Raw genomic sequence first — 24,453 nt, 5'->3', positions numbered from 1 at the left:
GAATGGGGAAAAAAGACGACCAATTTAAACCAAAATGGACGCCAAGCAACTAATTACCCCTTTTTTATTATTAACCGATAAATTGCAAAAAGTCTAAATTACAGAATTTCTGAGCCTAATCAATAGGCAAACTCAAGGACAAACTACAAGAAAAGGACCTTTTTTGCCACTTAAATGGGGTTTTTCAATAAATCAGCTCCTCCAGAACTTCTTTTGGCGAACTTACCAGTTTTGCCCCTTGACCGATTAAATAGTGGCACCCAGCAGACAAAGGGCTATGAATCGACGAGGGGATGGCAAAAACTTCCCTGCCCAATTCCAGCGCAAGGCGTGCCGTGATGAGGGAGCCCGAGCGCTGAGCAGCCTCTACCACCAAAACACCCAAGGCCAAGGCAGCAATCAAGCGGTTGCGACGCGGAAAATGAAAGGCCCTGGGCCCGACACCCAAAGGCAGTTCGCTTAATAAAAGACCATTTCCCCAAATCTCTTTGGCGAGTGCTTGATGTTCAGGGGGGTAGGTAAGATCTAGGCCAGTGCCACAGATTGCTAAGGTTGGCCGGCTCAAACTAAGTGCTGCTCGATGTGAGACTCCATCAATGCCTTTAGCTAGCCCTGAAATTACCAGAAGACCCGAGCTTGCCAGAGCCTGAGCAAAGGAGTGGGCATTTCTAAGCCCCTCTTGACTAGGGGCTCGAGAGCCGACAATTGCCACCATCGGCAAACTCAGCAATTCAACTTTTCCAGCTATATAAATAGTAGGAGGAGGGTCTGCCAAGTCAAGCAAGCGTTTAGGATAATTGGGGGCGCCCAAAGATAGACGGTGAATTTGTGCGGAGCTCGGTTTGTTTCTCATCTAGCCATTTTGATTCTTGAGAAAATTTCAGCAATCAGCCAATTCGGATTGGTCTGTTAGATAATTCAGATATGGCCTTATTACCCGTCCTTTGCTACCCAGACCCCCGCTTACATAGGCGGGCTAAACCTGTTGATAAGGTCGATGGGCGCATCAAGGCAATTGTTAGGGATATGACAGAGACCATGTACGAAGCCCCTGGTGTTGGCTTGGCTGCTACGCAAGTGGATATCCATGAGCAAATCATTGTGATTGACGTTTCTGATGAGCAAAATGAATTAATGGTGTTCATTAATCCCGAGCTTGTGTGGACTAGCCCAGAAAAAAAATCTTGGCGCGAGGGGTGCCTCTCAGTGCCTGAGTATTACGATGAAGTGGAGCGTCCTGCCAATATTCGTGTGAAAGCGCTCGATATCCATGGCAAACCTTTTGAATTAGAGGCAGATGGTTTGCTTGCGGTATGTCTCCAGCACGAGATGGATCACCTACAGGGAAAAGTTTTTGTTGAGTACCTATCCCTTCTCAAGCGTAACCGCATCTCTCTCAAAATGAAAAAGCGCGCTAAAGAGTTAATGGAGCAGCGCTAAACGCATCCAATGAAAATCGTCTTTGCTGGAACCCCTGAGTTTGCAGCTCAAGCAATGCGCGCTATCGACGCAGCAGGCCATCAAATTGTTTTGGTGATGACACAACCAGATCGTCGATCCGGTAGGGGAATGCATTTGCATGCGAGCCCAGTCAAGACGCTCGCAATCGAAAAAAATATTACTGTGTTACAGCCGAGCACACTAAAGCGAAATGCTGCAGACCCCGATAAAAAAGCAGAGGCTGAAAGTGCCTATCAACAGCTTGCCCAGCTTGAATTTGATGCGATGGTAGTGGTTGCTTACGGCTTGATCTTGCCACAAGATGTTTTAGATCTTGCTGAGCAAGCGGGTCGCTTTGGTTGCTTCAATATCCACGCCTCTCTCTTGCCGCGTTGGCGGGGTGCCGCCCCGATTCAAAGGGCAATCGAGGCTGGCGATCACACCACCGGTGTGTGCATTATGCAAATGGATGCCGGTCTTGATACGGGTGATGTTGTATTAATGGATGAGCTCAAAATCGCTCACGATGAAACCAGCGCCACTTTGCATGATCGTCTCGCAGAGCTAGGTTCGAGACTGATTGTCAAAATCTTAAATGCTTTGGATGCTAAACAGACTTTGATCAGAATTCCTCAGGCAGAGTTTGGTGTTAGCTATGCAGAAAAAATCCTCAAGAGTGAGGCCGAGATTAATTGGCGACTTGGTGCGATTGAAATTGATCGACGCATTCGTGCTTTCAACCCCTTTCCTGGCGCGAGCGCAAGCCTAGGTGGTGAGCCTATCAAGATTCTGAATTCTGCTTTGCCAGAAGAAAGAATCCAAAGACAGTCAGCGACCCCTGGCCAAATAATGGGCGCATCTAAAACGGGTGTTTATGTTCAATGTGGAGACGGAGTTGTTGAGTTGACCGAGGTTCAACGCCCTGGTGGAAAAAAAATGAACGCTAAACTTTCCCTTCACGCGCAGTTAGAGCAGAAAGAAGCGAGCCAGTTTGACTGAGCGCCCAGTAAGTCACAATTTGCCTTTGTCAGAGGCAATCACGATCGCAGCCCAAGCGCTTGGCGAAGTCATGCACGGCAGGTCTTTGGGGGAGGTGCTTGAGCAACTCAGTGCACAAGAGCGGCCCATCGTGCAAAGCCTCACTTTCGATGCTTTGCGCAAATGGACTAGTTCACAAGAGCTGATTAAAGAATTTGTACCCAAGACGCCTCCTCCCGAGACAGCCCATCTCTTGAGCGTAGCGATTGCACTATTTCTTCATGGCGAGCAGAAGGCCTATGCCGCGCACACAATAGTGGATCAGGCCGTAGAAGCTTGCGGACAGTACGACAAAACGCTTTATGCCAAGGGAATGGTCAATGCAGTCTTGCGTAAGGTAAGCCAAAAACTTCAGGCTGTTGTCGACAAGGGTTATGCGCCTGATCCAATCTCTATGTATTACCCAGCATGGTGGCGCGCAAATCTCAAGAAGTCTTATCCCAAAGAGTGGCAAGCGATTGGTTTTCAGCAAGCACAACGTGCCCCATTAATACTGCGAGTAAATGAGCGCCAACATACGCGCGATCAGTATCAAGCGATGTTGTCCCAGGTAGGCATTGCTTCAAAAACGATTGATACGCTGGCAGGCATCCCGCTACCGTCAGCGTTGATCTTAGAAGAGGCTGTGCCTGTCTCAGACTTGCCTGAGTTTTACAGTGGCGCCGTTTCGGTTCAGGATGCTGGCGCTCAATTGGCCGCGATATTGTTAAATCCTCAAGCAGGCGATTTGATCTTGGATGCGTGTGCAGCCCCTGGCGGTAAAACTGCTCACTTATTAGAGTTGGCCGATGCAGATGTAGTGGCCCTCGAAATCGATAAAGAGCGCCTTACCAGAATTGGCGGAAATTTAGATCGTCTACGCCTGCATTCCGAGAGGGTGCAGATTTTGCGGGGCGATGCCTCTCAACCCTCTTGGTGGGACGGCAGGTCTTTTGACAAAATCTTGCTTGATGCCCCTTGCTCAGCCTCCGGCATTGTGGCCCGCCATCCAGACATCCCGTTTTTACGACGCGCCTCGGACATTGCTCAGTTGCAGCAAAAACAGCAAGGCATCCTAGCTCAGGCCTGGAAGATGCTTAAGCCCGATGGCGTGCTTTTGTATATCACCTGCTCTATTTTTCCTGAAGAGGGCGAAGATCAGGCTAAATGGTTTGCAGCGGAATACCCCAATGCGTTACGATTGAGCGCTCCGGGGCAGATTCTGCCGTCCGCTACAAATGATGGTTTTTACTATGCCTTGTTTAAGAAAAATGGGTCATGAGTCAAAGCATTAAACAATTGCTTCTCTGCATATTATTGGCGCTAGGTTTGTGTGCGAGCGTTGCCTATGCTGAGGGAATCAAAATCAAATCAGTCGAGTTGGAGCGGGCCGATAACGACTGGCTACTCAATGCCACTTTTCAAATTGAACTATCCCCAGGCCTGGAAGACGCAGTTCAAAAAGGGGTGGTTTTATATTTTCAAACCGAATTTGATTTAACCCGTTCGCGCTGGTACTGGTTTGATGAAAAATCGATTTTGGCCCAAAAGCAAGCCCGACTCTCTTATCAGCCCCTCACCAAGCAGTATCGAATTTCCTCTGAGGGATTTACCTTTTCTGCGCCCACTATTGTAGAGGCGTTGCAAGTGATCGGCAGCATTGGTGGCTGGCGTGTGTTTGACAACGCGCAGATTGATCCGAGTAAGTCATATACAGCCGACTTAAAAATGGCGTTGGATTTAAGCAAGCTACCGAAGCCCTTCCAAGTCAACGCCCTCAATAATCGCGACTGGAATGTGAGCAGCGAGTGGCTTCACTTTCCGTTCAATCCATCGGGACAAAATCTGATTCAGCGATGAAGACGACACTGAATTCATTCGTTCCCAGGTTTTCCCAAAAAGAAATTTGGAAAGGGCGCATTCTTCCAATTGCAGCAGGGCTGATTGGCACATTTGCATTGATTTTATTAATCATGCTTTCGCTTGCATCATCCAATACACAGTTTTTCGATAACTACTTTATTTGGCTTTACGCTGCCAACATCATTATTGGGGCAAGCTTAACTTTGGTGATAGTGGTTTTGGTGGTCGTGATTGCAGTACGTTGGCACAAGGGCCGGTTTGGTACAAGACTGATTGCTAAGTTGGCCATGATTTTTGGTTTAGTGGGTGTAGTGCCAGGTTTGATTTTGTACGGCGTATCTTTGCAGTTCGTATCGCGCAGTATTGAAACTTGGTTTGATGTACAAACCGAGTCCGCCCTTGAGGCCGGTCTGGAACTGGGTCGTGCAACCCTGAGTAGCTCGCTCAATGAATTGCAAGATGAGGGCCGTATTGTTGCGGATCAAATTCAGCGCTTGCCCAATAATGCGAGCCCTGCAGAGCTTACCCTGCTCTTATCCCGAATGCGGGACCAATTTGGTATTCAAGAAATTACGATCTTCAATGGCCGTCAAATGATTGTTGCGACAGCAGCCTCCGGCGCTCTCGAGGCGCATGCTGCGGCGCCTAGTCCAGAGACGATGTCGCAAGCCTCTAAAGTTAATGGTAGCGCTTATATAGATGAGCCCAATAACTCTGATGGATCACAGGCTTACCGTTTGCGGGCGATCGTTCCTTTGGTCAAAGAGCGCACCGGCAACAGCCACGGCTTCGGACTTAATCTGCAGTATCAAAAAGAATTTTGGTATCTCCAGCTCATTAAGACGGTACCTGAGGCCATCAGTAAAAATACTATTGCAGTCCAGGCGGCTTATACCGATTACCAAGAAAAATCATTAGGCCGCTCTGGTCTGAAGAAAATGTTTGTGGGCACGCTGACGCTCACACTCTTTTTTGCATTATTCGTGGCGGTGGTCTTGGCCCTGTTGCTAGGTCGGCAATTGGCTCGCCCCTTGTTGATGCTCTTGCGAGGAACGCAAGCTGTTGCACAGGGAGATCTTTCTCCAAAGCCTGAGTTAGATACGGGCGACGAACTGGGAATGTTGACAAGGCAATTTAATGTGATGACACGACAGCTTGCTGATACCCGTAAGTCTTTGCAAGAATCCAAGGCCTTTTTAGAAACTGTGCTCGGAAATTTAACAGCTGGGGTCTGTATTTTTGACAAGCATTTCAATGTTGTCTCGAGCAATGCGGGCGCAGATCGCATTTTTCGCCAAGATTTAACGAAGTTAGATGGCAGAGCCTTGAGTGAAATCCCGGTATTGGAGGAATTTGAGCAAGCCATTAAAGAGGGCTTTGCTACTATGAAGCTCAGTATTGCTGCTGGAGGCGATGCAGCTTCAGTCAATCTAGAAGAGGTGGCCCCTGTATGGCAAAAGCAAATTCAGCTCCACGCAACCAATGAATATGAAAATGAGCTGGGCGTGACCCTTTTTGTTAGGGGAACCGAGCTGGCACCCGATTTAAAGATGGTGGTATTTGATGACATCACCGATGTTGTCAGTGCTCAGCGCTCGATTGCTTGGAGTGAGGTGGCCAGACGTTTAGCCCACGAAATTAAGAATCCACTCACTCCAATTCAGCTCTCTGCAGAGCGCCTGCAACATAAGTTGGCCGGTAGCTTAACTCCCGAGCAAGAAGAAATGCTGAACCGCAGTACTGACACCATCATTGGCCAAGTGCGCGCCATGAAAGAGATGGTGAATGATTTTAGGGATTTTGCGAAGACACCTGCACCACAATTAAAGGCGGTATCCATTAATGCGCTCACCCAAGAGATTCTGGGTCTTTATGAGGGCAGCCCATTGCGCGTCATACTAGATCCACACTGTCCAGATATTATGGGTGATCCTACTCAGCTCAGACAGGTTATTCATAATCTATTACAGAATGCGCAGGATGCAACTTTAGAAGGCAGTCATCAAAATGAACCCGTTCAAGTTAAAACTGAGTTGGTTCCTTATGGAGAGGCTAACGGCATAATGCAAAATGCAGTGAGACTGACAATAAGCGATTCTGGTTCTGGATTTCCAGCTAAGATATTGGCAAGGGCATTCGAGCCCTATGTAACAACCAAGAGTAAAGGTACGGGATTAGGATTGGCTGTGGTAAAGAAAATTATTGAAGATCATTTTGCCAAAATAGAAATCCGGAATCGCATGCAGGGAGAAGAAGTGATTGGTGCAAAAGTATCCATTTTGTTTATGAACCTAGCAAAAGAGGCGGCGTAATCATGGCCAGCATTTTGGTAGTTGATGATGAAATGGGTATTCGCGAGTTGCTCAATGAAATCCTGACAGATGAAGGTCATACGATTTATGCTGCTGAGAGTGCGGCACACGCTCGTAAAATTCGTGAACAGATGCGTCCCGATTTGGTGCTGTTGGACATTTGGATGCCAGAAACCGACGGTATTACGTTATTAAAAGAATGGTCCAAAACGGGCCAACTCACAATGCCAGTAGTGATGATGTCTGGGCATGCCACGATTGATACCGCGGTAGAGGCAACCCGTATTGGGGCGCTCAACTTTCTAGAAAAGCCCATTGCGCTTCAAAAGTTACTCAAAACGGTCAACAAAGCCTTAGAAACATCACCAAAATATGTTGAGCCAGAGCAGGATAAGGTCACTCAGTCCATCGCTCCCGCTCCTAAAGTGAATTCGCCAGAGCCTATCCCTTCAAGTCAGCCGGATGGTGAATACATCAGTGGCATTGCCAAAAATTACTATGACCTACCCCTCAGGGAGGCTAGGGATTTATTTGAGAAAGCTTACTTTGAGCATCAGATGCAAATGATGGGCGGCAGTATGACCAAAATTTCCGAGTACACGGGTCTTGAGCGAACCCATCTTTATCGCAAGCTCAAAGCCCTCGGAATCGATACCTCTAAAAACAAGGGCGAGGCATAAGCTTCAATCCCTCGTTAACTAAGCAAATAGTTTGTCGTAGGCGGCCAATAGACTTTGATGCATTGCGCTAGCCTCCATATTCTCGCCAAGATCCTCAAGACCAAAGAAGCATTCATCTCGATGAATCAAGGCTTTGGCTTGGCGCAATACTTCTGCTCCATATAAAAGCGCTAGTGAGTTCTCGTAGGCAGCGGGATTATCAAACTGAAGGTAATTTTCAATACAGCGATAGACTAGTCTGCGCGCAGGATTCATCTGCTTGTAGTGATGAATCCAGTCACAGCCTTCAAGCACGGCTTCTTTATCGCCCACAGCGAGAGCCAGTAAGGTTTTTAATTCACCAATCCGCAATTCTTTCCAGGTAGTACCCACCGGGATGGCTAGCCCTAGAATTTCCCAAAGCGGCCGCTCATCATTCAGATTGAGCGTTTGCAGGTCGGCCAGTAGATTTTTGGCTTCCGCTTCACTTAAACCAGATAACCTTACTAGTGCTGGACGAATCTGATTGCCAACACTGTTGTTTTCCCATTCCAAATCTTCAACAGGATAAATCTCAGACATACCTGGCACCAGAATACGGCAAGCATAAGCGCCTTGCTCTGGGAAGTCAGCAACGTACGCATCGCATCCATCTTTTTCGAGGCGCTGACAAAGCCAGTGGTAATCCTCTTCCGTAGTGGAGCTAAAGTTCCAATCTACAAAAGGAAAGTCAGGTTTATTGCTTAAAAAGTTCCAGCTGATAACACCACTCGAATCAACAAAATGAATTTCCAGATTGGATACCGAGTTAATTTCATCCATATCAAAGCCTGGCTCTGCAAAGTTCTCCAGGGCATCCAAGGCGCGACCTTGTAAGAGTTCTGTTAGAGCTCGCTCCAGTGCAATTTCAAAACGGGGGTGGGCGCCAAAGCTAGCAAAACAACCCTGATCCTTTGGATGCAATAAGGTCACATTCATCACGGGATACTCTCCGCCAAGCGAGGCATCTTTAACCAAAATACCAAACCCAGCTTCACGCAAGCCTTTAATGCCGCTCGCAATTTTGGGGTAGCGCGCAATTACTGCCTCTGGCACATCGGGTAGACAAAGCCCCTCACTAATGATGCGATATTTAATATGCCGCTCATAGATTTCTGAAAGCGCTTGTGTGCGTGCTTCCATCATGGTGTTGCCAGCAGACATGCCGTTGCTGACATACAAATTTCCAATAATATTGACAGGCATCCAAGTGACTTCACCATCGCGAAGGCGAGTGTAGGGCAAAGCACAAATACCACGCTCTACATTTCCAGAGTTGAGATCAACTAATACAGAACTATCAATCACGCCATCAGGGTTATAAAAAGAATGTAATTCTGGATTGAGTAATTCGCTTGGCCATGAACCATCGCCGTGAGGAAACCATCGTTCTTGAGGATAGTGAACAAACTCGGCCTCACTTCTTTTCTTGCCTAGATAAAAGTGAGTCCAGAAATAATGGGTGCCCAGTCTTTCAAAAAACTCACCAAACGCACTGGCTCGAGCAGCTAATTCAGTTGCACCCTTGCCGTTGGCAAATAACATGGGGCAATCTCGGTCCTTCACATGGGTAGACCAAATGCCTTCTACTGGATTCAGAAGAGAGGATTCATTGAGAAAGAAGCCCCGCTCAGCCAACTTTTGCTGCATAGTGGTGATCGTCGATTCGAGTGATGCGTCTTTGCCGGGTATAAAGCTTTGTGTAGTCATCACCCATTCTAATGGGGCTGAAAAGACCTATCTGACATAGAGGAACTGGCCATAATCAATAGGCACTTAATGAATTTATTCAAAACCAAGCCCAATTCGTTATAATTCCGAGTCTTGGCCTGGTAGCTCAGTCGGTAGAGCAGAGGATTGAAAATCCTTGTGTCGGTGGTTCGATTCCGCCCCGGGCCACCAAGAATCTCAATAGCCCACTTGTTGGGCTATTTTTATTAGAAGTCCTCAATGGCGCCTCTACCTTGCTATTAGCGTAGTCGGTCACTTTCCATAGAGTCAATCCGTCAATCAGGATGCCACCACTCTGGCTCTAGATTGGGATATCAGGATCATCAAATGTCCTTTAAAAGGACAAGCCAATTATTCATCCCTGCGTCAGTCGATGTTGTTTTAAACGACAAATATATTTAGGGATTACAGTAATTGCACTTTGATGGATCCGCCTTGATTTGATCCAGCAACATTTCTTCTTTTTTGTACGCACACTTTACGCATGACCATACATTAGCTATTGGCAGATTTGTTGGCGCTTCACAGCAAGAGCATGGTAAGCCCTTCTTTCTTTCTGTGATCCAGAAGCCAGGCGACTCACACTCTGGGCATACAGAATTCATCTTTCTTGAGAGATCTTGTGTAGCCTTCAATATGTTAGACATACGCGTGGGATTGGTATGTGCTCTTAAATCATTCTCTACAAATACATTTCCCTTTTTTGAAAGGTTAGTTGCCCAATCGAACGCTTCTTTCAAAGACTCAAGATCTTTGATTCCTTTACGACACTCTGGGTGATATTCATCATCAGGTCGAACGACTAATTGATGGGTAGTAAATTGTGCCTCTGAAAGAAGCGCATTTAATTCATCCCAACTTGATACTTGCCGGCTGGTACTTTGAGCTTGCCCGCCAAAAAAACCAATAACTTCAAGTTTGCGTATGTCATCTATTAAAACTACTAACTCGTAATTCCAAGGAAGCATGCCCGTATAGGGATCATTATCAAAAGCACCTTCGCTGGCAATGCCAAGCATAGAACCTGATAATTCCATTCCAACCCTAGCCTTTTTTCTGGCGGCATCTAGTTGGGAGCCATATCTTGGAATATCTCTAGTAAAGGTACCTAGTTCGTCTGTGTCATACCCAGAGATATGGACAACTTCTAAGCCATTAGAGTCAAGGAGTTGTGGACAAATGACCGACTCTTTGCCATGTTGAGTTAGCAAACTCGCCTTAAGTCCAGAGTAGGGTTTTGGATGAATTGGCATTTTATTTGGATGTTTTTAAACAAAATATTTGGCTACTGCGCTATAGATTGGAATGCCTAAGATAATATTTAAAGGGAAGGTGATGCCAAGGGACATGCCCATATACAGGGCTGGACTTACCTCGGGCATGGCATGGCGTAATACTGCTGGAACCGCAATATAAGAAGCGCTTGCCGCCAAAATCATCAAAAGGATCGTATCTCCCAGAGAGATATGAAATACATGGCATAGACTTAAGGCAATCATGGCATGGGTAGGTGGCGCGATGAAGGCATAAGCTAAAGTCACCGAAGGCTTGCCTTTGAGTTCCCCTAAACTCTTGGCGGCAAGCAATCCCATATCGAGCAAGAAGAATGCTAATAAACCCTTAAATAAATCAATCGAAAAGGGCGCCATGACTTTATGGCCCGAATCACCTGATATGAGCCCTACTACTAAGGCTCCTAATAAGAGTAGTTGCCCACCATCAGTAAATGATTCGTGAAGTATCTTGCCCAATGAAGTGTGGCCACTGGCATTGCCTGAGCGTTGTTGACGAATTCTGTTGGCAAGAATGATGGCGATGATGATGGCGGGCGACTCCATGAGGGCCATTGCCGCGGCCATGTGTCCGCCATAACTAATACCGCTTTGATCTAAGACCTGTGTAGTAGTAATAAAAGTAACCGCACTAATAGATCCGTAAGTAGCGGCAATCGCGGCGGCATCCAGTTTATCTAGTTTGTATTTAAGACAGTTGTAGCCCAATAGCGGAATGGCTATTGCTAAAGTGATCGCCAGACCAAGGCTAATAGCAATCTCAGGAGTAAAGCCTGATTTGTTTAAAGCAAATCCACCTTTTAATCCCAGAGCCATCAGTAGATATAGCGAAAGAAATCGAGAAATGGGCTGTGGAATTTCTAAATTGGATTTCACTAGGCCCGCAAAGATGCCGAAGATGAAAAAGAGGATGGTGGGATCTAGCAAGATATTCATAAATTGTCCTTTGAAGCGATCTTAGGGAAATTTATATGTAAAGTAAAATCGATATTAATACGTTTATATATAGGTAAATGCTGATGAATATTACTTTTAGGCAGTTAAGACTATTTCTCGCTCTTGCTGAGACTGGAAGCGTTAGCGCGGCCGCTCGCATGGTTCATGTTACCCAACCAACGGCCTCTATGGGCTTAAAAGAAATTACGGATGCCGTTGGAGTGCCCCTCTACGAAGTGGTAGCCAGGAAAGTACATTTAACGCAAATGGGTCATGAGTTGGCTAAGACGGCTCGTGCGATTTCTGGGGAGTGGGATTCTTTCGAACAGCAAGTTAATAGCGTCAAAGGGTTAACACGAGGAAAGTTAAAAGTAGCAGTGGTAAGTACCGCTAAATATTTCATTCCCAGAATATTGGGAACTTTTTGTGCGAAGTATCCTCAAATCGATATTTCTCTAGAGGTGCTCAATCGTGATGGTGTAGTGAAAAGATTGGAAGAAAACTTGGATGATCTTTACATCATGTCCCAGCCACCACTTCATCTCGATATAGAAGATGAAGTGTTTATGCCCAACCCTTTGTTATTAGTTGCCCCAAAAGATCATGCTTTTGCCAAAAAAAAGAATATTGATATCAGTGCGCTTAAGAGTGAAAAGTTTATTTTTAGAGAAAAGGGCTCTGGTACAAGAATGGCAACGGATGCTCACCTTAAGCGACTAAAGTTCAAGCCTGATGTTAGGTTAGAGCTAGGGAGCAATGAGGCAATTAAACAGGCAGTTATAGGTGGTCTCGGTATCGCAGTTCTATCCAAGTATTCTCTTGGTGATAAGATTGACCAAGAAGAGGTTGCCATATTGAAATGTAAAGAATTTCCTATTGAATCAAGCTGGCACCTTGTGAGTCCCAAAGGCAAAAAGTTATCTCCAATAGCCACAATCTTTAAGAAGCATCTATCTCAACAGGCTAAAAGCTGGAAATAGAGTCAGGCATCCTGGACCCTGGTCGATTCCGCTACTGGCCACCAAGAAACATCAAAACCACCTTCGGGTGGTTTTTTCTTTTGAGCAGATAGGGAGATTCAAGCCCCTATTGCTCCATTAGTAAATAAGCTATATCTATTAGCTGTCATAGAGAGTATTGTGAGGGCACATCAAGGCTGATAACTGTTACAGCACTTGATTTTTTCTCTTCCCGTAACAGTCGTCCTCTCTGGCGAATCAGAGTAGGTCTCATCCCTCTTCAGAAATTCTCGTTATGAAAATGAAACTTGCGTTGGCAAGTTTGCTGGTATTTGTATTTTGCGAAAGTGTATTTGCTCAGGTAACTATTAATACCTCGGGTGGCGGCGGAGCTGTAACGACAACCAGCAGTCCAATCAATCAGGCAATTGGAGGGTCCAATAATGCTCAAGGTGGACTTGGTGGATCTGGCGGCCTAGGCGGCTCAGGAGGTCAAGGTGGAACTTCCTCAGCTTTAGGTGGTTCAGGAGGTCAAGGTGGAACTTCTTCGGCCATAACTGGATCTTCTTCCTCTAGTGGCAATACTTCGGGAAACACCACAATCAACTCAAATTATTCTGCGCCAAAAATTCCTGTAGCCACTGCCTATGCTCCGTCGAATTTTCCGACAGCACCTTGTATGGGGTCTTCCTCTGTTGGGGCATCTGGTGTGCTACTGGGTTTTAGTGTGGGGTCTTCTTGGGAGGCAACCGAATGTATGATTTTTGAGGCGGCAAGGTCATTTGACCAAGCGGGAATGAGCGAAGATGCTTTGGCAATTAAATGTACGAGTAAGTATTCAGCCGCGGCCCCGAGTTGTATCAAATTACTTCAGCAAAAAAATGATCCCCGAATAGATAGCTCACAAATCATTCAATATCAGCAACCTATAAAAGTAGATACAAAACTTATACCTTTGAGAGTTTTAATTGAAAGCATTGATTCTGTAACTGGCTTTAAAACCACAATAGACACTAGAGATGCTTTTAAGCATTAAGCGGTAACTAATTCTCTAGAACTAGAGTCAGGCATCCTCTGCCCTGGTCGATTCCGCCCCGGGCCACCGCCAACAAGAATCTCAATAGCCCACTTGTTGGGCTATTTTCTTTTGGGGCTTGGCAGGCGTAGATGCCATTAGAGCCGGATATCCCTATATAGAAATGTCCTTTAAAAGGACAAATCAATTTCCCATCCCTGCGGTAGTCGATGTTGTTTAAAACGACAAATTCAATAAGTCCCTAAAATTCACCAATGAAATGGATTTTTTCTCTAACGCTGGCTTTGCTCCTATCTCAAGGCTATGCTCAAGAGAACGCAAATCCTTATGATGTTCAGGTTAACGTAAGTCCAATTGAGGGGCGTTTTCAGATTCAAGCAAGTTACGTTGTTCCAATAGACATCTGTAATGCCTTCTCCTTCATCACCGCATATGAGGGAGCAAAAAATATTCCCGGAATACTCGAGTCAAAAGTAATCTCTAGGGCGGGCAATAAGGTTCGGGTTTATAGGGTCATCGAAGAGAATGTCTTATTTTTTCCTATTGAGATGAAATCTACTGTTGAATATACCGAGACACCAAATCGACTATTAACGTTTGAGCAAATCAGTGGAGACACAAAGTTTTATAAGGGTAGCTGGAGATTGACTTCAGACAAGGTCAATACGAGTTTTAAGTATGAAGCAATAGTAGAGCCCGACTCATTCATTCCATCCGCCGTGATTGAGTATTTCATGAAAAATAGTATTCGCGGACGATTTGAGTTAATGGCTCAAAGAGCGTCTCAACATAAGGCTGTTGAAAAGCTGGCTTGTAAATAGCTCTTACGACTTGGTCAATCTCGTTTAAAACGACATCACTAATTAAAGCTCAGTGAGGCTATGAGTTTAATCACCCAATTGTCACTATTAGCCGTGACACCTTTACCAATACCAAAGTTAAACGATGACTTGCCATGTTTGGCATCCATGACCAGATAGGCAGTATGGGGCTGTTGAGAGATGTTGTATAAACTTTTATTAGGCAGGTTATCTCCGTAGTACTCCATACCAACATCAACGGCATGCGTTAGCTCATAAGCCACTTTAGCTGACGGCGAAAATGTAGCTGAGCTATTTTTATTTAATGTCACATCAACGCTTGGGTTGATGGTAAATCTCCAGTCTTGAAGTTGAAGTGCCAAGATAGGAGTTAATTCATAAAAGGTGGTTTCTGTGCCGCCTACATCTTTGATGTAATTAATCTCATTCTTCACCCCGTAGTGCCATAAGCCCTCCTCATCATGAGTTGGAATATACATATGACTTATCTTGCCACCGTTAACATAGCTCACGCCGTTGTAGTTGCTCAAGTAGATGTTGGCACCAATCTCACTTTTTTCAGTAATACCATAGCTATACTCAAGCCTAGTTTGAAAGACATTTGACTTTAGGCCTTGGGACGCCGGAGCTTGAAATAAGTTTGTTTCTACTTCAAAAGCAGATTCTTGATATTCTGCAATGAGCTCGTCGTGAACCTTAATCTCAAAAGGTGCCGCAAATACCATGCTACTGAAGTAAAGCAAATAAGGCGCTAACTTGAGGGGCTTAAGTGAATATCGCAAAAGAGACATTTCGGCACTATAAAGGATCAATGCGATTACATTTCAATGTGGGCTCTTAATCCATAGAAATTAACTGGCCCACGATCTGCGTTGTATCCAGGATTTGCGATACGCTGATAGTCGGCAGATAGCGACAGACTCTTATATACATTCCAGCTGTAGAAAGTTTCAAAGATTTGTTCTTTCTTATAGTTGAGTCTGCCATCGCCAATGAACATCGTTACACCACCTTTTTGTAGGTAGCTAATTTGTTGTGATGAGATTCCATTGAGTGCCGCACCAATTCCAATAGTGTCTTGTGGTCTTCCCCAGCCAGCACCTTTAATGGATAGGCCGCCAGATAATGAATTGCTGATATCTGTAAATGCTTGCGTTTCAGTTTGGCCATTATTCCAACTCCACCTTCCAAAGGCGCCAATATTTTCTGTAATTGCTTGCTCGCCATTTAATGCGTAGCCCCATTTAGTTTGATATCCATATCGTGTGCTTAAGATGTCTGGAGTGGTATTGGTCTGTTGGCCAAAATTCATCGCATTGTTATAGGTAGACATGATTCCGCGATTTTGAAAGACTAGAACTCGAGCCTTACCAGCTTGTCCATTAATCGTATGAAGGTGAGTTATCTCGGCTGTATTGCCGAACTGCTGTGTGAGGTCATAGTCTAGTGCTAATGAATTTGGTGACTTGGGCATAGCCAATCGAGCTAGGCGCATCACCCATTCTTCATCATGGTAATACTCGCCTACAAAGCCATAGGTGTAGCCACGAGAGTTGGCGGCATAGTCATAAGCACCGCTGGCCATGAGCGACCAGTTTAAAAACTGTGTGCGAGGATCATGGCTATAGGCATTGGCATCAAAGAAATCTAATGCCGAGAATGTTCCGTATGTCACTACAAGGCGACGTTTATCTACATTACCTGCTAACTGATTAGCAACACCTTCGATATGCTCTTGTCCGCCACCAAAGCCAAAGGTCTGGCGTAAAAACATTCTTGCCATGTAATAGATTGGTGGAATTGCCGTTCCTTTTTGTAGCTCACCATTACTAAAACCACCCAATCCGCTGAGACCGGAAAAGGGAATGCCTTCAAACATCTCAGGGTTGATATAGGCTTCAGCACCCTCCCATAGCCTCGTTCCTAAAAATGCTGTGGCCGAGAAGGTATAGCTTTTAGAGATATCGCCATCAGATTTATTTAAAAGACTCTTAGATCCGTAATAGGGAGAATTAAAGTTATTTTTAAATTGATTGATGTAGGTTGCTTGCCCATGAACACTCCATTGCTCTGATGCACTTTCGAGAGCGACTGGACTGTCGATGGTGGGAGCGCTACTGACGGGTGACTCAGCTAAAACGATTGGGGTATCGCTTACGGGGGACTCGGCATAGACAGGCAAAGATAGCCCAACCAAGCAAAGGGAGCTAACTAGGCTGAAAAGGGCTGTGTGGTTGGTGCTAAATGAGAAAAACATCTTAAATGCCAAATATGCTTAATGAGAATCGTTCTCATCTTAGCATATAATTGAGAATGAATCTCAATTGGAGAGATTGGGATTCTATGTCGTTTAAAACGACATTAGTAGACACTATGGTGATTGACTGGTGCAGTGATGGCAACATAATCTATACGCACAGAAAAATTGCCCCTCGCAAGATTCTGATTTCATTGCCAAATTTGACCGACACAAGGACGCATAATTTTTTGACAAGTCGAGACTGGTGACTCAAGCCCTTGAAATCAAAGCGAAAGCGGTCTATCGGAGGATATTTGAAAATCCTTGTGTCGGTGGTTCGATTCCGCCCCGGGCCACCAAGAATCTCAATAGCCCACTTGTTGGGCCATTTTCTTTTATGGTTAGGTTCGGTTTGTCACCATCGGTCTCGGGTACCCCCATCAAGAACCGTCCCTTAAAAGGACAAGTCAATTATTCATCCTTGCGCCTGTCGATGTCGTTTAAAACGACAAATTAAATAGCTCTTTGATTAACCCGCTTTGACAATTCCTCAGCACTTTCTTTTCGCTCACTGTAACGATCAGTCAAATAGCCTGAAACTGATCTAGTTAATAAGGTGAACTTAACTAACTCTTCCATCACATCAACTACGCGATCGTAATTGGCAGATGGCTTCATTCGGTTATTGTCGTCAAACTCTAAAAACGCTTTGGGTACGGATGATTGATTTGGAATCGTGATCATCCGCATCCATCTACCTAAAATTCGCATTTGATTAACCGCATTAAAAGATTGGGATCCACCACTTACTTGCAATAAAGCGAGTGTCTTACCTTGGGATGGTCGCACAGCACCAACACTTAAAGGTATCCAATCGATTTGTGATTTCATCAGCCCTGTCATTGCTCCGTGTCGCTCAGGACTGCTCCAAACCATTCCTTCTGCCCATTGAACTAACTCTCTTAGTTCAACTACTTTGGGGTGTGTTTCAGGGGCATCATCAACTTGTGGCAATCCCTTTGGATTAAAAAATCGTGTTTCACAACCCATGGCTTTTAAGATTCGCTCAGCTTCTTCGGCTAGAAGGCGACTAAATGATCTCTCTCTCAGTGAGCCATACAACAGCAATATCTTAGGAGGATGACTATCGATAGAGTTGATAGTTAATTCATCAAGACTGGGCTGATGAAATAGTGCTTTATCGATATTAGGCAGGTCGGTCATGGATGAATGCTTATTTAAAAGTGGAATTACTACGAGTGTCTATTAAAAAAGAGATTTCATAAAACTGTCACATATTTCCATATAATTGGAAATATGAATAATGATAACGCTATCTCTGCTTTTCTCGCTTTAGGGCAGGAAACCCGACTAAATGTGTTTCGCCTCATTGTCCAGCGTGGTGATCTTGGGTTAACTCCAAGTCAAATTATTGAAAAACTCGGCATCCCGAATGCCACCCTCAGCTTTCACCTAAAAGATTTAGTGGATGCGGAGCTTTTATTGGTAGAGCGTCAAAGTCGTAATCTCATCTATAGACCCAACGCCGAGCAGGTTCAAAAGCTAAGTGAATTTTTATTAGATAACTGCTGTGGCGGTAAATCCTGTACTCCCGTTAAACCTTTGAAGAAAGCCAAAGTCAAATGAAGCAATACAACATCCTCTTTTTGTGTACTCATAACTCAGCCCGTTCAGTGATTGGCGAAGCATTGGCATCTACCCATCCTAGTGGATTATTTGTTGGTTATTCAGCTGGCTCTAGTCCTGGTACTTCTGTTAATCCATTTGCGGCAGAGTTAACTAAAGAAATGGGTTACGACCAAAGCAAGTTGAGAAGCAAAAGTTGGGATGAATATGGTTTGCCAGACGCTCCTAAGATGGATTTCATCATCACTGTTTGTGATCAAGCCGCTGGAGAGCAATGCCCATTCTGGCCCGGTAATCCAGCAACAGCACACTGGGGATTTCCTGACCCATCCCAAGTCCAAGGCACTGATGAAGATAAGCGCAAAGCATTTAAAGATGTGATGATTGGACTCAAAAAGCGTATTAATCTTTTAGCTGATATGCCATTAGACAAGTTAGATTCAATGAGCCTAAAAGAAATTCATACAAAAGCGTGAGAAGTTATGTAAGTGAGTTTGTAGGCACAGCCCTGCTATTAGCAATAGTGGCGGGGTCTGGCTTTATGGGTGAATCATTGGGAGCAGGCAACGCCGCAGTTGCCTTACTTGGTAATAGCATTGCTACAGGTGCAGGACTCTACGCTTTAATTGTTTTACTGGGCCCCGTCTCTGGTGCCCACTTTAATCCCGTTGTCACTTTGATGTTTTGGAAGTTGGGACATCTCAATCTGAAGAAGATGTTGGGTTATTGGGCATGTCAGTTCACAGGTGCTATTGTTGGAATATGGTTAACGCACCTGATGTTTAGCCTACCCATCATCCAAGAATCAACCAAGGTTAGAACTGGATTGGGTATATGGGCAAGTGAATTTATATCAACACTCGTATTGCTCGCAGTCATTCATATTGGCGATAAAGAGGCTAAAGATAAGGTGCCAATGTTAGTTGCTTTAACAGTGACAGCAGGTTATTGGTTTACTTCATCCACCTTCTTTGCTAATCCTTCCGTTGCTTTGGCTAGAAGCCTCACCAATACTTTTGTGGGTATTGCTCCTAGCGATGTATTAGGATTTGTAATAGCTGAAGTATTGGCGGCCTTGGTGATGATTGGAATATCCCCCAGTTCAAAACAAAAGTCTTGAACTAGAGTCAGGCATCCTTGAACCTTATCGATTCCGCCCCGGGCCACCAAGAATCTCAATAGCCCACTTGTTGGGCTATTTTCTTATATGGTTTGGTTCGGTTTGTCGCCATCGTTCTCGGATAGCCACATCTAGAAGTGTCCCTTAAAAGGACAAGTCAATTATTCATCCTTGTGTTGGTGAAGTGTCGTTTAAAACGACAAAACAAGTGTAAATTGTCTAGAGATGCTGAAAACTATCCTAGCCCTTCCTCGAACTGTTTGGCTCATTGGCCTCATTAGCTTAGTTAATGACTCGGCGAGTGAAATGCTCTATCCATTAATGCCTTTGTATCTTGCATCTGTTTTAATGGCTGGACCCAAAGCCCTGGGAATTATTGAAGGCATCGCCGAAGCGACTTCAAGTATCTTTAAGTTGTTTTCAGGGGTGATTGTGGATCGCACCAAAAAAGCCAAGCCTTGGATTATTTTAGGTTACACCTTGGCTGGACTTGGAAGACCTTTGATTGCCTTTGCCAACTCATGGTTGTGGGTGCTGGCAATTCGGTTTACCGATCGCATGGGCAAGGGTCTGCGTAGTTCACCTCGCGATGCTCTCTTGGCTGAAAGTGTTAGTGAAAATCAAAGGGGCATTACCTTTGGCCTGCATCGCTCAATGGATAACGCAGGCGCAGTCATTGGCCCACTATTAGCGTCACTCTTTTTGTATCTTGAAGTGCCATTAAGACAGATTTTCTTTTGGGCCATCATTCCCGGTCTAATTACGATTGGCTTGGCTTGCTGTATTAAAGAGCCTCCAAGGGAGGTTGTCACGCAATCAAATACATTTAGCTGGTCGCTAGAGGGCATGCCAGATCAATTTAAGAGATATTTAGTGGTTGCTGGTATTTTTGCTTTGGGCAATTCCTCAGACATGTTCTTGTTATTAAGAGCCAGAGAGGCGGGGGTTGCCCAAGATCAGATTCCATTGCTCTGGGCGGCAATCTCATTGATTACCACCGTGTTTGGGACTCCCTTATCAGCACTATCAGATACATTTGGGCGTAAGCGATTTATCTTGATTGCTTGGATTGCTTTTGCATTCTTTTATATCGCCATGGGTTTTCCGGGCATTTCCATCTATCAAATCTTTTGTCTATTCGGGATATATGCCTTATTCAAAGCCGCCACAGAAGGAGTAGAGAAAGCCTTTGTAGCAGACTTGGCACCCAAAGGCATGGCTGGTACCGCATTTGGCTGGTTTAATTTAATTACTGGATTAATGTTGTTTCCAGCTTCATTTATCTTTGGCTGGGTATATGAATCAATTGCGCCTCTGTACGCATTCTTATTTTCAGGCGGATGCGCCTTAGTGGCATTTGCGCTGATGGCTTTTTGGGTTCATAGGAACGAGGCATCCTAGGCCCTGATTCGATTCCGCCCCGGGCCACCAAGAATCTCAATAGCCCACTTGTTGGGCTATTTTCTTTTGAGGTTTGGTTCGGTTTGTCACCATCGGTCTCGGGTACCCCCATCAAGAACCGTCCCTTAAAAGGACAAGTCAATTATTCATCCTTGCGCCTGTCGATGTCGTTTAAAACGACAAAAATGAGTTGACTTGATAAAATGAAGGCATGCTCTCCCGCTTGAAGAATATTCTCTCTAGTAAAGCCTATTCAGCAATTTTGATTGTTGCATTGTGCTTTTCTGTATTGGGGGTTCAGTCATTTGGGCTGTTTCACGCAGTTCATCATGCCAACCAGGAGCAACACCTTCAAGCCAATGGTATCTTTGATAGCATTGAAAAAGGATTTAGTTCTGATCCACAAAAATCTAACCTAGTATGTAAATTATTAGATTCCTTATTGCTAGGCGCATCAGTTGCTTCTGAAAAGATCAGCATTAGTTTTGCTAATTTTGATTCTTTAGTTTTTCTCCCCGCACTTACGACCAATCTTGCTTTACTCAGACTTTGGTCATATCAATCTCAAGCACCACCCCAATCCAATTCTCAGCATTAAGTAATTACATCGACTGCCCTGATTGGCAGGATGTTTTTTTGTCTCTCTAACAAATAGAGGCAATTTGAGGATTAGGTATGAAGTATTTGAAATTCAAACAAGTATTGGTATTGATGGGCCTTGGTATGCAGATCAGTATTGTCTTTGCACAGGCTCAATCTGATGCTTCCTTAGAGCTCACAGTGACTGGAACTCAAGAAAGCGGCCAGAGCATCTTGACTCCCAGCAAAGTACTTTCGGGTAGCGAGCTACAAGATAAATTAGGCTCTAGCTTAGGATCAACCTTGGCTAATGAGCTTGGTGTCTCGGCAACCGGATTTGGAGCAGGCGCATCAAGACCAGTCATTCGAGGGCTTGAAGGCGCAAGAGTGCAAATTCTTGAAAATGGCTTATCTGTGAGCGATGTATCTAGCATTTCGGCTGATCACGCAGTAGCCAGCCCGCTTCAAAATTCACGGCAGATTGAAATTCTCCGAGGCGCCTCGGCATTAGCTTACGGATCGGGCTCTAGTGGCGGTCTAGTCAATGTAATTAACGATCGCATTGCAACAACATTGCCTGATGAGTTGACGGGTGTAGTCAACACCAGCTATGAGAGTGCCAATCAAGGTAAAACTGCCGCTATGGTGCTAGATGGCTCTAGTGGCCCGATTGCACTGCATGTCGATACGGCAATTAGTAATTCAAATGATTATCGAATTCCAGGGTATGCAGAACAGGGCGGGCCAAATGCTAATTGGCAAATCTCTCCAGGGGTTACTCAAAATGTTCCTTATTCTGGAAAGCTACCATTCTCATTTAATGATCAAAACAATTTAGGCCTAGGTGCTTCTTATATAGATAGCTCAGGCTATACCGGAGTTTCTGTTGAGCGACTAAATCATAACTATGGCATTCCAAGTTACGCTGGTGGTTTTATCCAGCAGTCACAGAATCGCTATGACCTTCAGCATCAAACTCGCGACCCATTAGATGGTTTCTCAGCATTGAATTTCAGTATCTCTAATAGCAACTATATTCACAATGAATTTAACAATAATGGAGTTCCGCAAACTAATTGGAAAAATGATGCAACTGAACTCAGGGCGGCGTTATCGCATTTGCAATGGCTGGGTTGGAAAGGCAATTTCGGAGTTCAATCCTCTACAGCAAAACTGACTGCAACAGACATAGCGTCTGGCGCTTCAGCAATCGTTCCCCAAACAACAACAAACTCTAATGCTTTGTTTTGGGTGGAAGAGGGGCAATTTGGCGCATTCAAAAATAGTTTAGGTGTTCGGTATAACCACTTAACGCAAGGTCCGAACCAATCGAGCACATTTGCGGGAGTTGGTCAGGAAGGTTTTGTGGGCGGCACTTATACGCCACCTAGCTTAATCAATCGTCAATTTAATTTATTTTCGTATTCTGCTGGAAGTCTATGGACATTTAGCCCTGGCTATGGAACTGGCCTGTCCTATACCTTATCTCAGCGAGCGCCCAATGCGCCAGAGCTGTATGCCTATGGTCCTCATGATGCAACGGCCACCTTCATCGTTGGCAATCCCAATCTGCAGAAAGAGATTTCGCATAACTTTGAATACAGCATTCAAAAGACTGCGGGAGAGATTCAGGGCAAGGTTAATGTTTACGCTAATAAATTTACAAACTACATCTACGGCTATTACACAGGAGCTTACAGCTCAAGTAACGACAACTATCCTGTAGTTACCTCTCAGCAAGCTAATGCCACCATTAAAGGCCTTGAAGGAGAGCTGACCCATCACTGGAGGCAATCAGGCATTGGAACAAGATTATTTGGAGATGTCTCGCAAGGGGCTTTTGATAGTGGCGGCAATTTACCCTTACAGCCTGCCCCAAGAGTGGGTGTTGAAGCCGCTTATGAAAAGAATCAATGGCGCACTAATGCAACATTTATACATGCTTACACACAGAATCGTTTAGCCAGTTTTGAAATAGGACCCACACCAAGCTACAACTTACTAAATGCTGGTATCTCCTATACAGAACGAATTAATCAAGTGAACTGGACAACTTATTTGCGTTTAACAAACTTACTGAACCAAGAAATTCGATATGCAACAACTCCAGAGACGGTTCGCTTATATGCGCCCCAAATGGGAAGAAGTGCAATGATTGGATTAAAGGGCGCTTTCTAGCGTCGTTTAAATAGACGCTTACAAAACTGTCCTTCAAAAGGACACTTCATGTAGCGGTGGCGAGCACTACAAGGATGCGCCATCCCTGCGCCAGTCAACTCTCATGACCAACACATTAACTACCGCACTCCTTGTGTCGGTCAAATAACTCTTCCAAATCAATCCCATACAAAGGGCATGTTGATTTTGTGAACAAAGTTTTCACATGGTGGAAGAACCAGATGATTGACAAGCGAAATCGGTCTAGCTGAACGGGTTGAAAATCCTTGTGTCGGTGGTTCGATTCCGCCCCGGGCCACCAAGAATCTCCAAAACCACCTTCGGGTGGTTTTTTCATATTCGGGCTTTATGATCTGATTATGAAAACTTATCTATCAGAATTTATTGGTACCGCTCTGTTGCTGGCAATCGTTGCTGGCTCTGGAATTATGGGTGAAACTTTAGGCGCAGGTAATGCCGCAGTAGCCCTTCTTGGAAACAGCATTGCTACAGGCGCTGGCCTATATGTCTTGATTACTTTGTTGGGGCCTATCTCTGGGGCTCATTTCAATCCCGTTGTGACATTGATTTTTTGGAAGTCAGGACATCTCAATCTAAAAAAGATGTTGGGCTACTGGGCATGTCAGTTCACAGGTGCTGTTGCAGGAATATGGTTCACGCACCTGATGTTTGGTCTGCCGATCATTCAAGAATCAACTAAGGCGAGAACAGGGGTTGGCATTTGGGCAAGTGAATTCATATCAACACTCGTATTGCTCTTTGTTATTCGAATTGGCGATAAAGAAGCTAAAGATCGAATACCCATGCTCGTTGCCCTAACTGTTACAGCGGGCTACTGGTTTACTTCATCCACTTTCTTCGCTAATCCTGCCGTTGCTTTAGCAAGAAGCCTCACCAATACTTTTGTGGGGGTCGCTCCAAGCGATGTGTTGGGTTTTGTAATGGCTGAAGTATTGGCGGCTTTGGTGATGATTGGAATATCTTCTAGTTCAAAACAAAAGTCTTGAACCAGGGTCACTCATCCTTGGCCCTGGTTCGATTCCGCCCCGGGCTACCAAGAAACACGGAACCCTAAAGGATCCTGCCGATTGGGGGTTTTAGTGCCCATTTAGCGCTAGGTGACCTTGTATCAAGATGACATCAGCCCCTTAGAATAAAACATATACTTAGACCGACAACTCTGA

Annotated in this window: 23 protein-coding genes and 1 tRNA gene; 17 read left to right on the top strand and 7 right to left on the bottom strand. The window is 44.9% G+C overall.

The window, feature by feature from the left end; all coding sequences use genetic code 11:
• Positions 1–184: 184 nt before the first annotated feature.
• Positions 185–853, bottom strand: coding sequence for a DNA-processing protein DprA (gene dprA, locus ICU98_RS08845; protein ID WP_215352177.1), 669 nt, complete (start codon positions 851–853; stop codon positions 185–187).
• A gap of 71 nt (positions 854–924) precedes the next feature.
• Between dprA and def the strand changes: the two genes are divergently transcribed.
• From def to ICU98_RS08815, 6 genes are all read left to right on the top strand, one after another.
• Positions 925–1,440, top strand: coding sequence for a peptide deformylase (gene def / locus ICU98_RS08840; protein ID WP_215352176.1), 516 nt, complete (start codon positions 925–927; stop codon positions 1,438–1,440).
• A gap of 9 nt (positions 1,441–1,449) precedes the next feature.
• Positions 1,450–2,439, top strand: a complete 990-nt coding sequence (fmt, locus tag ICU98_RS08835) for a methionyl-tRNA formyltransferase (protein WP_215352175.1) — start codon at positions 1,450–1,452, stop codon at positions 2,437–2,439.
• Between the two features lie 25 nt (positions 2,440–2,464).
• On the top strand, positions 2,465–3,739 hold the full coding sequence (rsmB, locus tag ICU98_RS08830; RefSeq protein ID WP_251365345.1) for a 16S rRNA (cytosine(967)-C(5))-methyltransferase RsmB: 1,275 nt from the start codon (positions 2,465–2,467) through the stop codon (positions 3,737–3,739).
• The gene (locus ICU98_RS08825; RefSeq protein WP_215336600.1) at positions 3,736–4,317 is read left to right on the top strand and encodes a DUF4390 domain-containing protein; all 582 of its coding nucleotides are present in this window, start codon (positions 3,736–3,738) and stop codon (positions 4,315–4,317) included. The genes rsmB and ICU98_RS08825 overlap by 4 nt, the downstream gene beginning before the upstream one ends.
• A gap of 113 nt (positions 4,318–4,430) precedes the next feature.
• The gene (locus ICU98_RS08820) at positions 4,431–6,632 is read left to right on the top strand and encodes an ATP-binding protein (protein WP_251365344.1); all 2,202 of its coding nucleotides are present in this window, start codon (positions 4,431–4,433) and stop codon (positions 6,630–6,632) included.
• A gap of 2 nt (positions 6,633–6,634) precedes the next feature.
• Complete coding sequence (locus ICU98_RS08815) at positions 6,635–7,312, top strand: response regulator (RefSeq protein ID WP_215336596.1); 678 nt, start codon at positions 6,635–6,637, stop codon at positions 7,310–7,312.
• An 18-nt stretch (positions 7,313–7,330) separates the two neighbouring features.
• On the opposite strand, the gene ycaO is transcribed toward ICU98_RS08815, so the two are convergent.
• Positions 7,331–9,040, bottom strand: a complete 1,710-nt coding sequence (ycaO, locus tag ICU98_RS08810; protein ID WP_215352170.1) for a 30S ribosomal protein S12 methylthiotransferase accessory factor YcaO — start codon at positions 9,038–9,040, stop codon at positions 7,331–7,333.
• A 116-nt stretch (positions 9,041–9,156) separates the two neighbouring features.
• On the opposite strand from ycaO, the gene ICU98_RS08805 reads away from it, so the two are divergent.
• Positions 9,157–9,232 (top strand) — tRNA-Phe (locus ICU98_RS08805).
• 227 nt (positions 9,233–9,459) lie between these two features.
• Here ICU98_RS08805 and ICU98_RS08800 read toward each other — a convergent pair.
• Positions 9,460–10,314 (bottom strand): DUF6671 family protein, encoded by an 855-nt coding sequence (locus tag ICU98_RS08800; protein WP_215310115.1) that lies wholly within the window; start codon positions 10,312–10,314, stop codon positions 9,460–9,462.
• Between the two features lie 15 nt (positions 10,315–10,329).
• Positions 10,330–11,289 (bottom strand): sodium-dependent bicarbonate transport family permease, encoded by a 960-nt coding sequence (locus ICU98_RS08795; protein WP_215352168.1) that lies wholly within the window; start codon positions 11,287–11,289, stop codon positions 10,330–10,332.
• An 83-nt stretch (positions 11,290–11,372) separates the two neighbouring features.
• Between ICU98_RS08795 and ICU98_RS08790 the strand changes: the two genes are divergently transcribed.
• The 3 genes from ICU98_RS08790 to ICU98_RS08780 all read left to right on the top strand — a co-directional run bounded on the left by ICU98_RS08790 (position 11,373) and on the right by ICU98_RS08780 (position 14,105).
• Positions 11,373–12,269, top strand: coding sequence for a LysR family transcriptional regulator (locus ICU98_RS08790; protein ID WP_112236902.1), 897 nt, complete (start codon positions 11,373–11,375; stop codon positions 12,267–12,269).
• A 274-nt stretch (positions 12,270–12,543) separates the two neighbouring features.
• Positions 12,544–13,284, top strand: coding sequence for a hypothetical protein (locus ICU98_RS08785; protein ID WP_215352167.1), 741 nt, complete (start codon positions 12,544–12,546; stop codon positions 13,282–13,284).
• 254 nt (positions 13,285–13,538) lie between these two features.
• Positions 13,539–14,105: an SRPBCC family protein gene (locus ICU98_RS08780; RefSeq protein ID WP_215352165.1), complete on the top strand. Its 567-nt coding sequence runs from the start codon at positions 13,539–13,541 to the stop codon at positions 14,103–14,105.
• Positions 14,106–14,143: 38 nt separating this feature from the next.
• On the opposite strand, the gene ICU98_RS08775 is transcribed toward ICU98_RS08780, so the two are convergent.
• From ICU98_RS08775 to arsH, 3 genes are all read right to left on the bottom strand, one after another.
• The gene (locus tag ICU98_RS08775; protein ID WP_215352163.1) at positions 14,144–14,830 is read right to left on the bottom strand and encodes a hypothetical protein; all 687 of its coding nucleotides are present in this window, start codon (positions 14,828–14,830) and stop codon (positions 14,144–14,146) included.
• A 92-nt stretch (positions 14,831–14,922) separates the two neighbouring features.
• Positions 14,923–16,362, bottom strand: a complete 1,440-nt coding sequence (locus ICU98_RS08770; RefSeq protein ID WP_215352162.1) for a carbohydrate porin — start codon at positions 16,360–16,362, stop codon at positions 14,923–14,925.
• Positions 16,363–16,857: 495 nt separating this feature from the next.
• Complete coding sequence (arsH, locus tag ICU98_RS08765) at positions 16,858–17,568, bottom strand: arsenical resistance protein ArsH (RefSeq protein WP_215352160.1); 711 nt, start codon at positions 17,566–17,568, stop codon at positions 16,858–16,860.
• A 93-nt stretch (positions 17,569–17,661) separates the two neighbouring features.
• Between arsH and ICU98_RS08760 the strand changes: the two genes are divergently transcribed.
• The 7 genes from ICU98_RS08760 to ICU98_RS08730 all read left to right on the top strand — a co-directional run bounded on the left by ICU98_RS08760 (position 17,662) and on the right by ICU98_RS08730 (position 24,276).
• Positions 17,662–17,991: a helix-turn-helix transcriptional regulator gene (locus ICU98_RS08760; protein ID WP_076024484.1), complete on the top strand. Its 330-nt coding sequence runs from the start codon at positions 17,662–17,664 to the stop codon at positions 17,989–17,991.
• Positions 17,988–18,467, top strand: coding sequence for an arsenate reductase ArsC (locus ICU98_RS08755; RefSeq protein WP_215352158.1), 480 nt, complete (start codon positions 17,988–17,990; stop codon positions 18,465–18,467). Before ICU98_RS08760 ends, ICU98_RS08755 begins: the two co-directional genes overlap by 4 nt.
• Entirely contained in the window at positions 18,464–19,111 is a 648-nt protein-coding gene (locus tag ICU98_RS08750; protein WP_215352157.1) for an MIP/aquaporin family protein, read from the top strand. The genes ICU98_RS08755 and ICU98_RS08750 overlap by 4 nt, the downstream gene beginning before the upstream one ends.
• Positions 19,112–19,336: 225 nt before the next feature.
• On the top strand, positions 19,337–20,512 hold the full coding sequence (locus tag ICU98_RS08745; RefSeq protein WP_215352156.1) for an MFS transporter: 1,176 nt from the start codon (positions 19,337–19,339) through the stop codon (positions 20,510–20,512).
• Positions 20,513–20,723: 211 nt separating this feature from the next.
• A complete protein-coding gene (locus ICU98_RS08740) occupies positions 20,724–21,110 on the top strand; it encodes a hypothetical protein (protein WP_215352155.1) in 387 nt (128 codons plus the stop codon).
• Positions 21,111–21,187: 77 nt separating this feature from the next.
• A complete protein-coding gene (locus ICU98_RS08735) occupies positions 21,188–23,269 on the top strand; it encodes a TonB-dependent receptor (protein WP_215352154.1) in 2,082 nt (693 codons plus the stop codon).
• Between the two features lie 359 nt (positions 23,270–23,628).
• Positions 23,629–24,276, top strand: a complete 648-nt coding sequence (locus ICU98_RS08730) for an MIP/aquaporin family protein (RefSeq protein ID WP_215352153.1) — start codon at positions 23,629–23,631, stop codon at positions 24,274–24,276.
• Positions 24,277–24,453: the final 177 nt, after the last annotated feature.

Source organism: Polynucleobacter sp. MWH-P3-07-1 (genome assembly GCF_018687555.1).
Classification (GTDB): Bacteria; Pseudomonadota; Gammaproteobacteria; order Burkholderiales; family Burkholderiaceae; genus Polynucleobacter.
The sequence above is the reverse complement of the archived record's forward strand: the minus strand, read 5'-3'. Positions and strand labels throughout refer to the sequence as shown.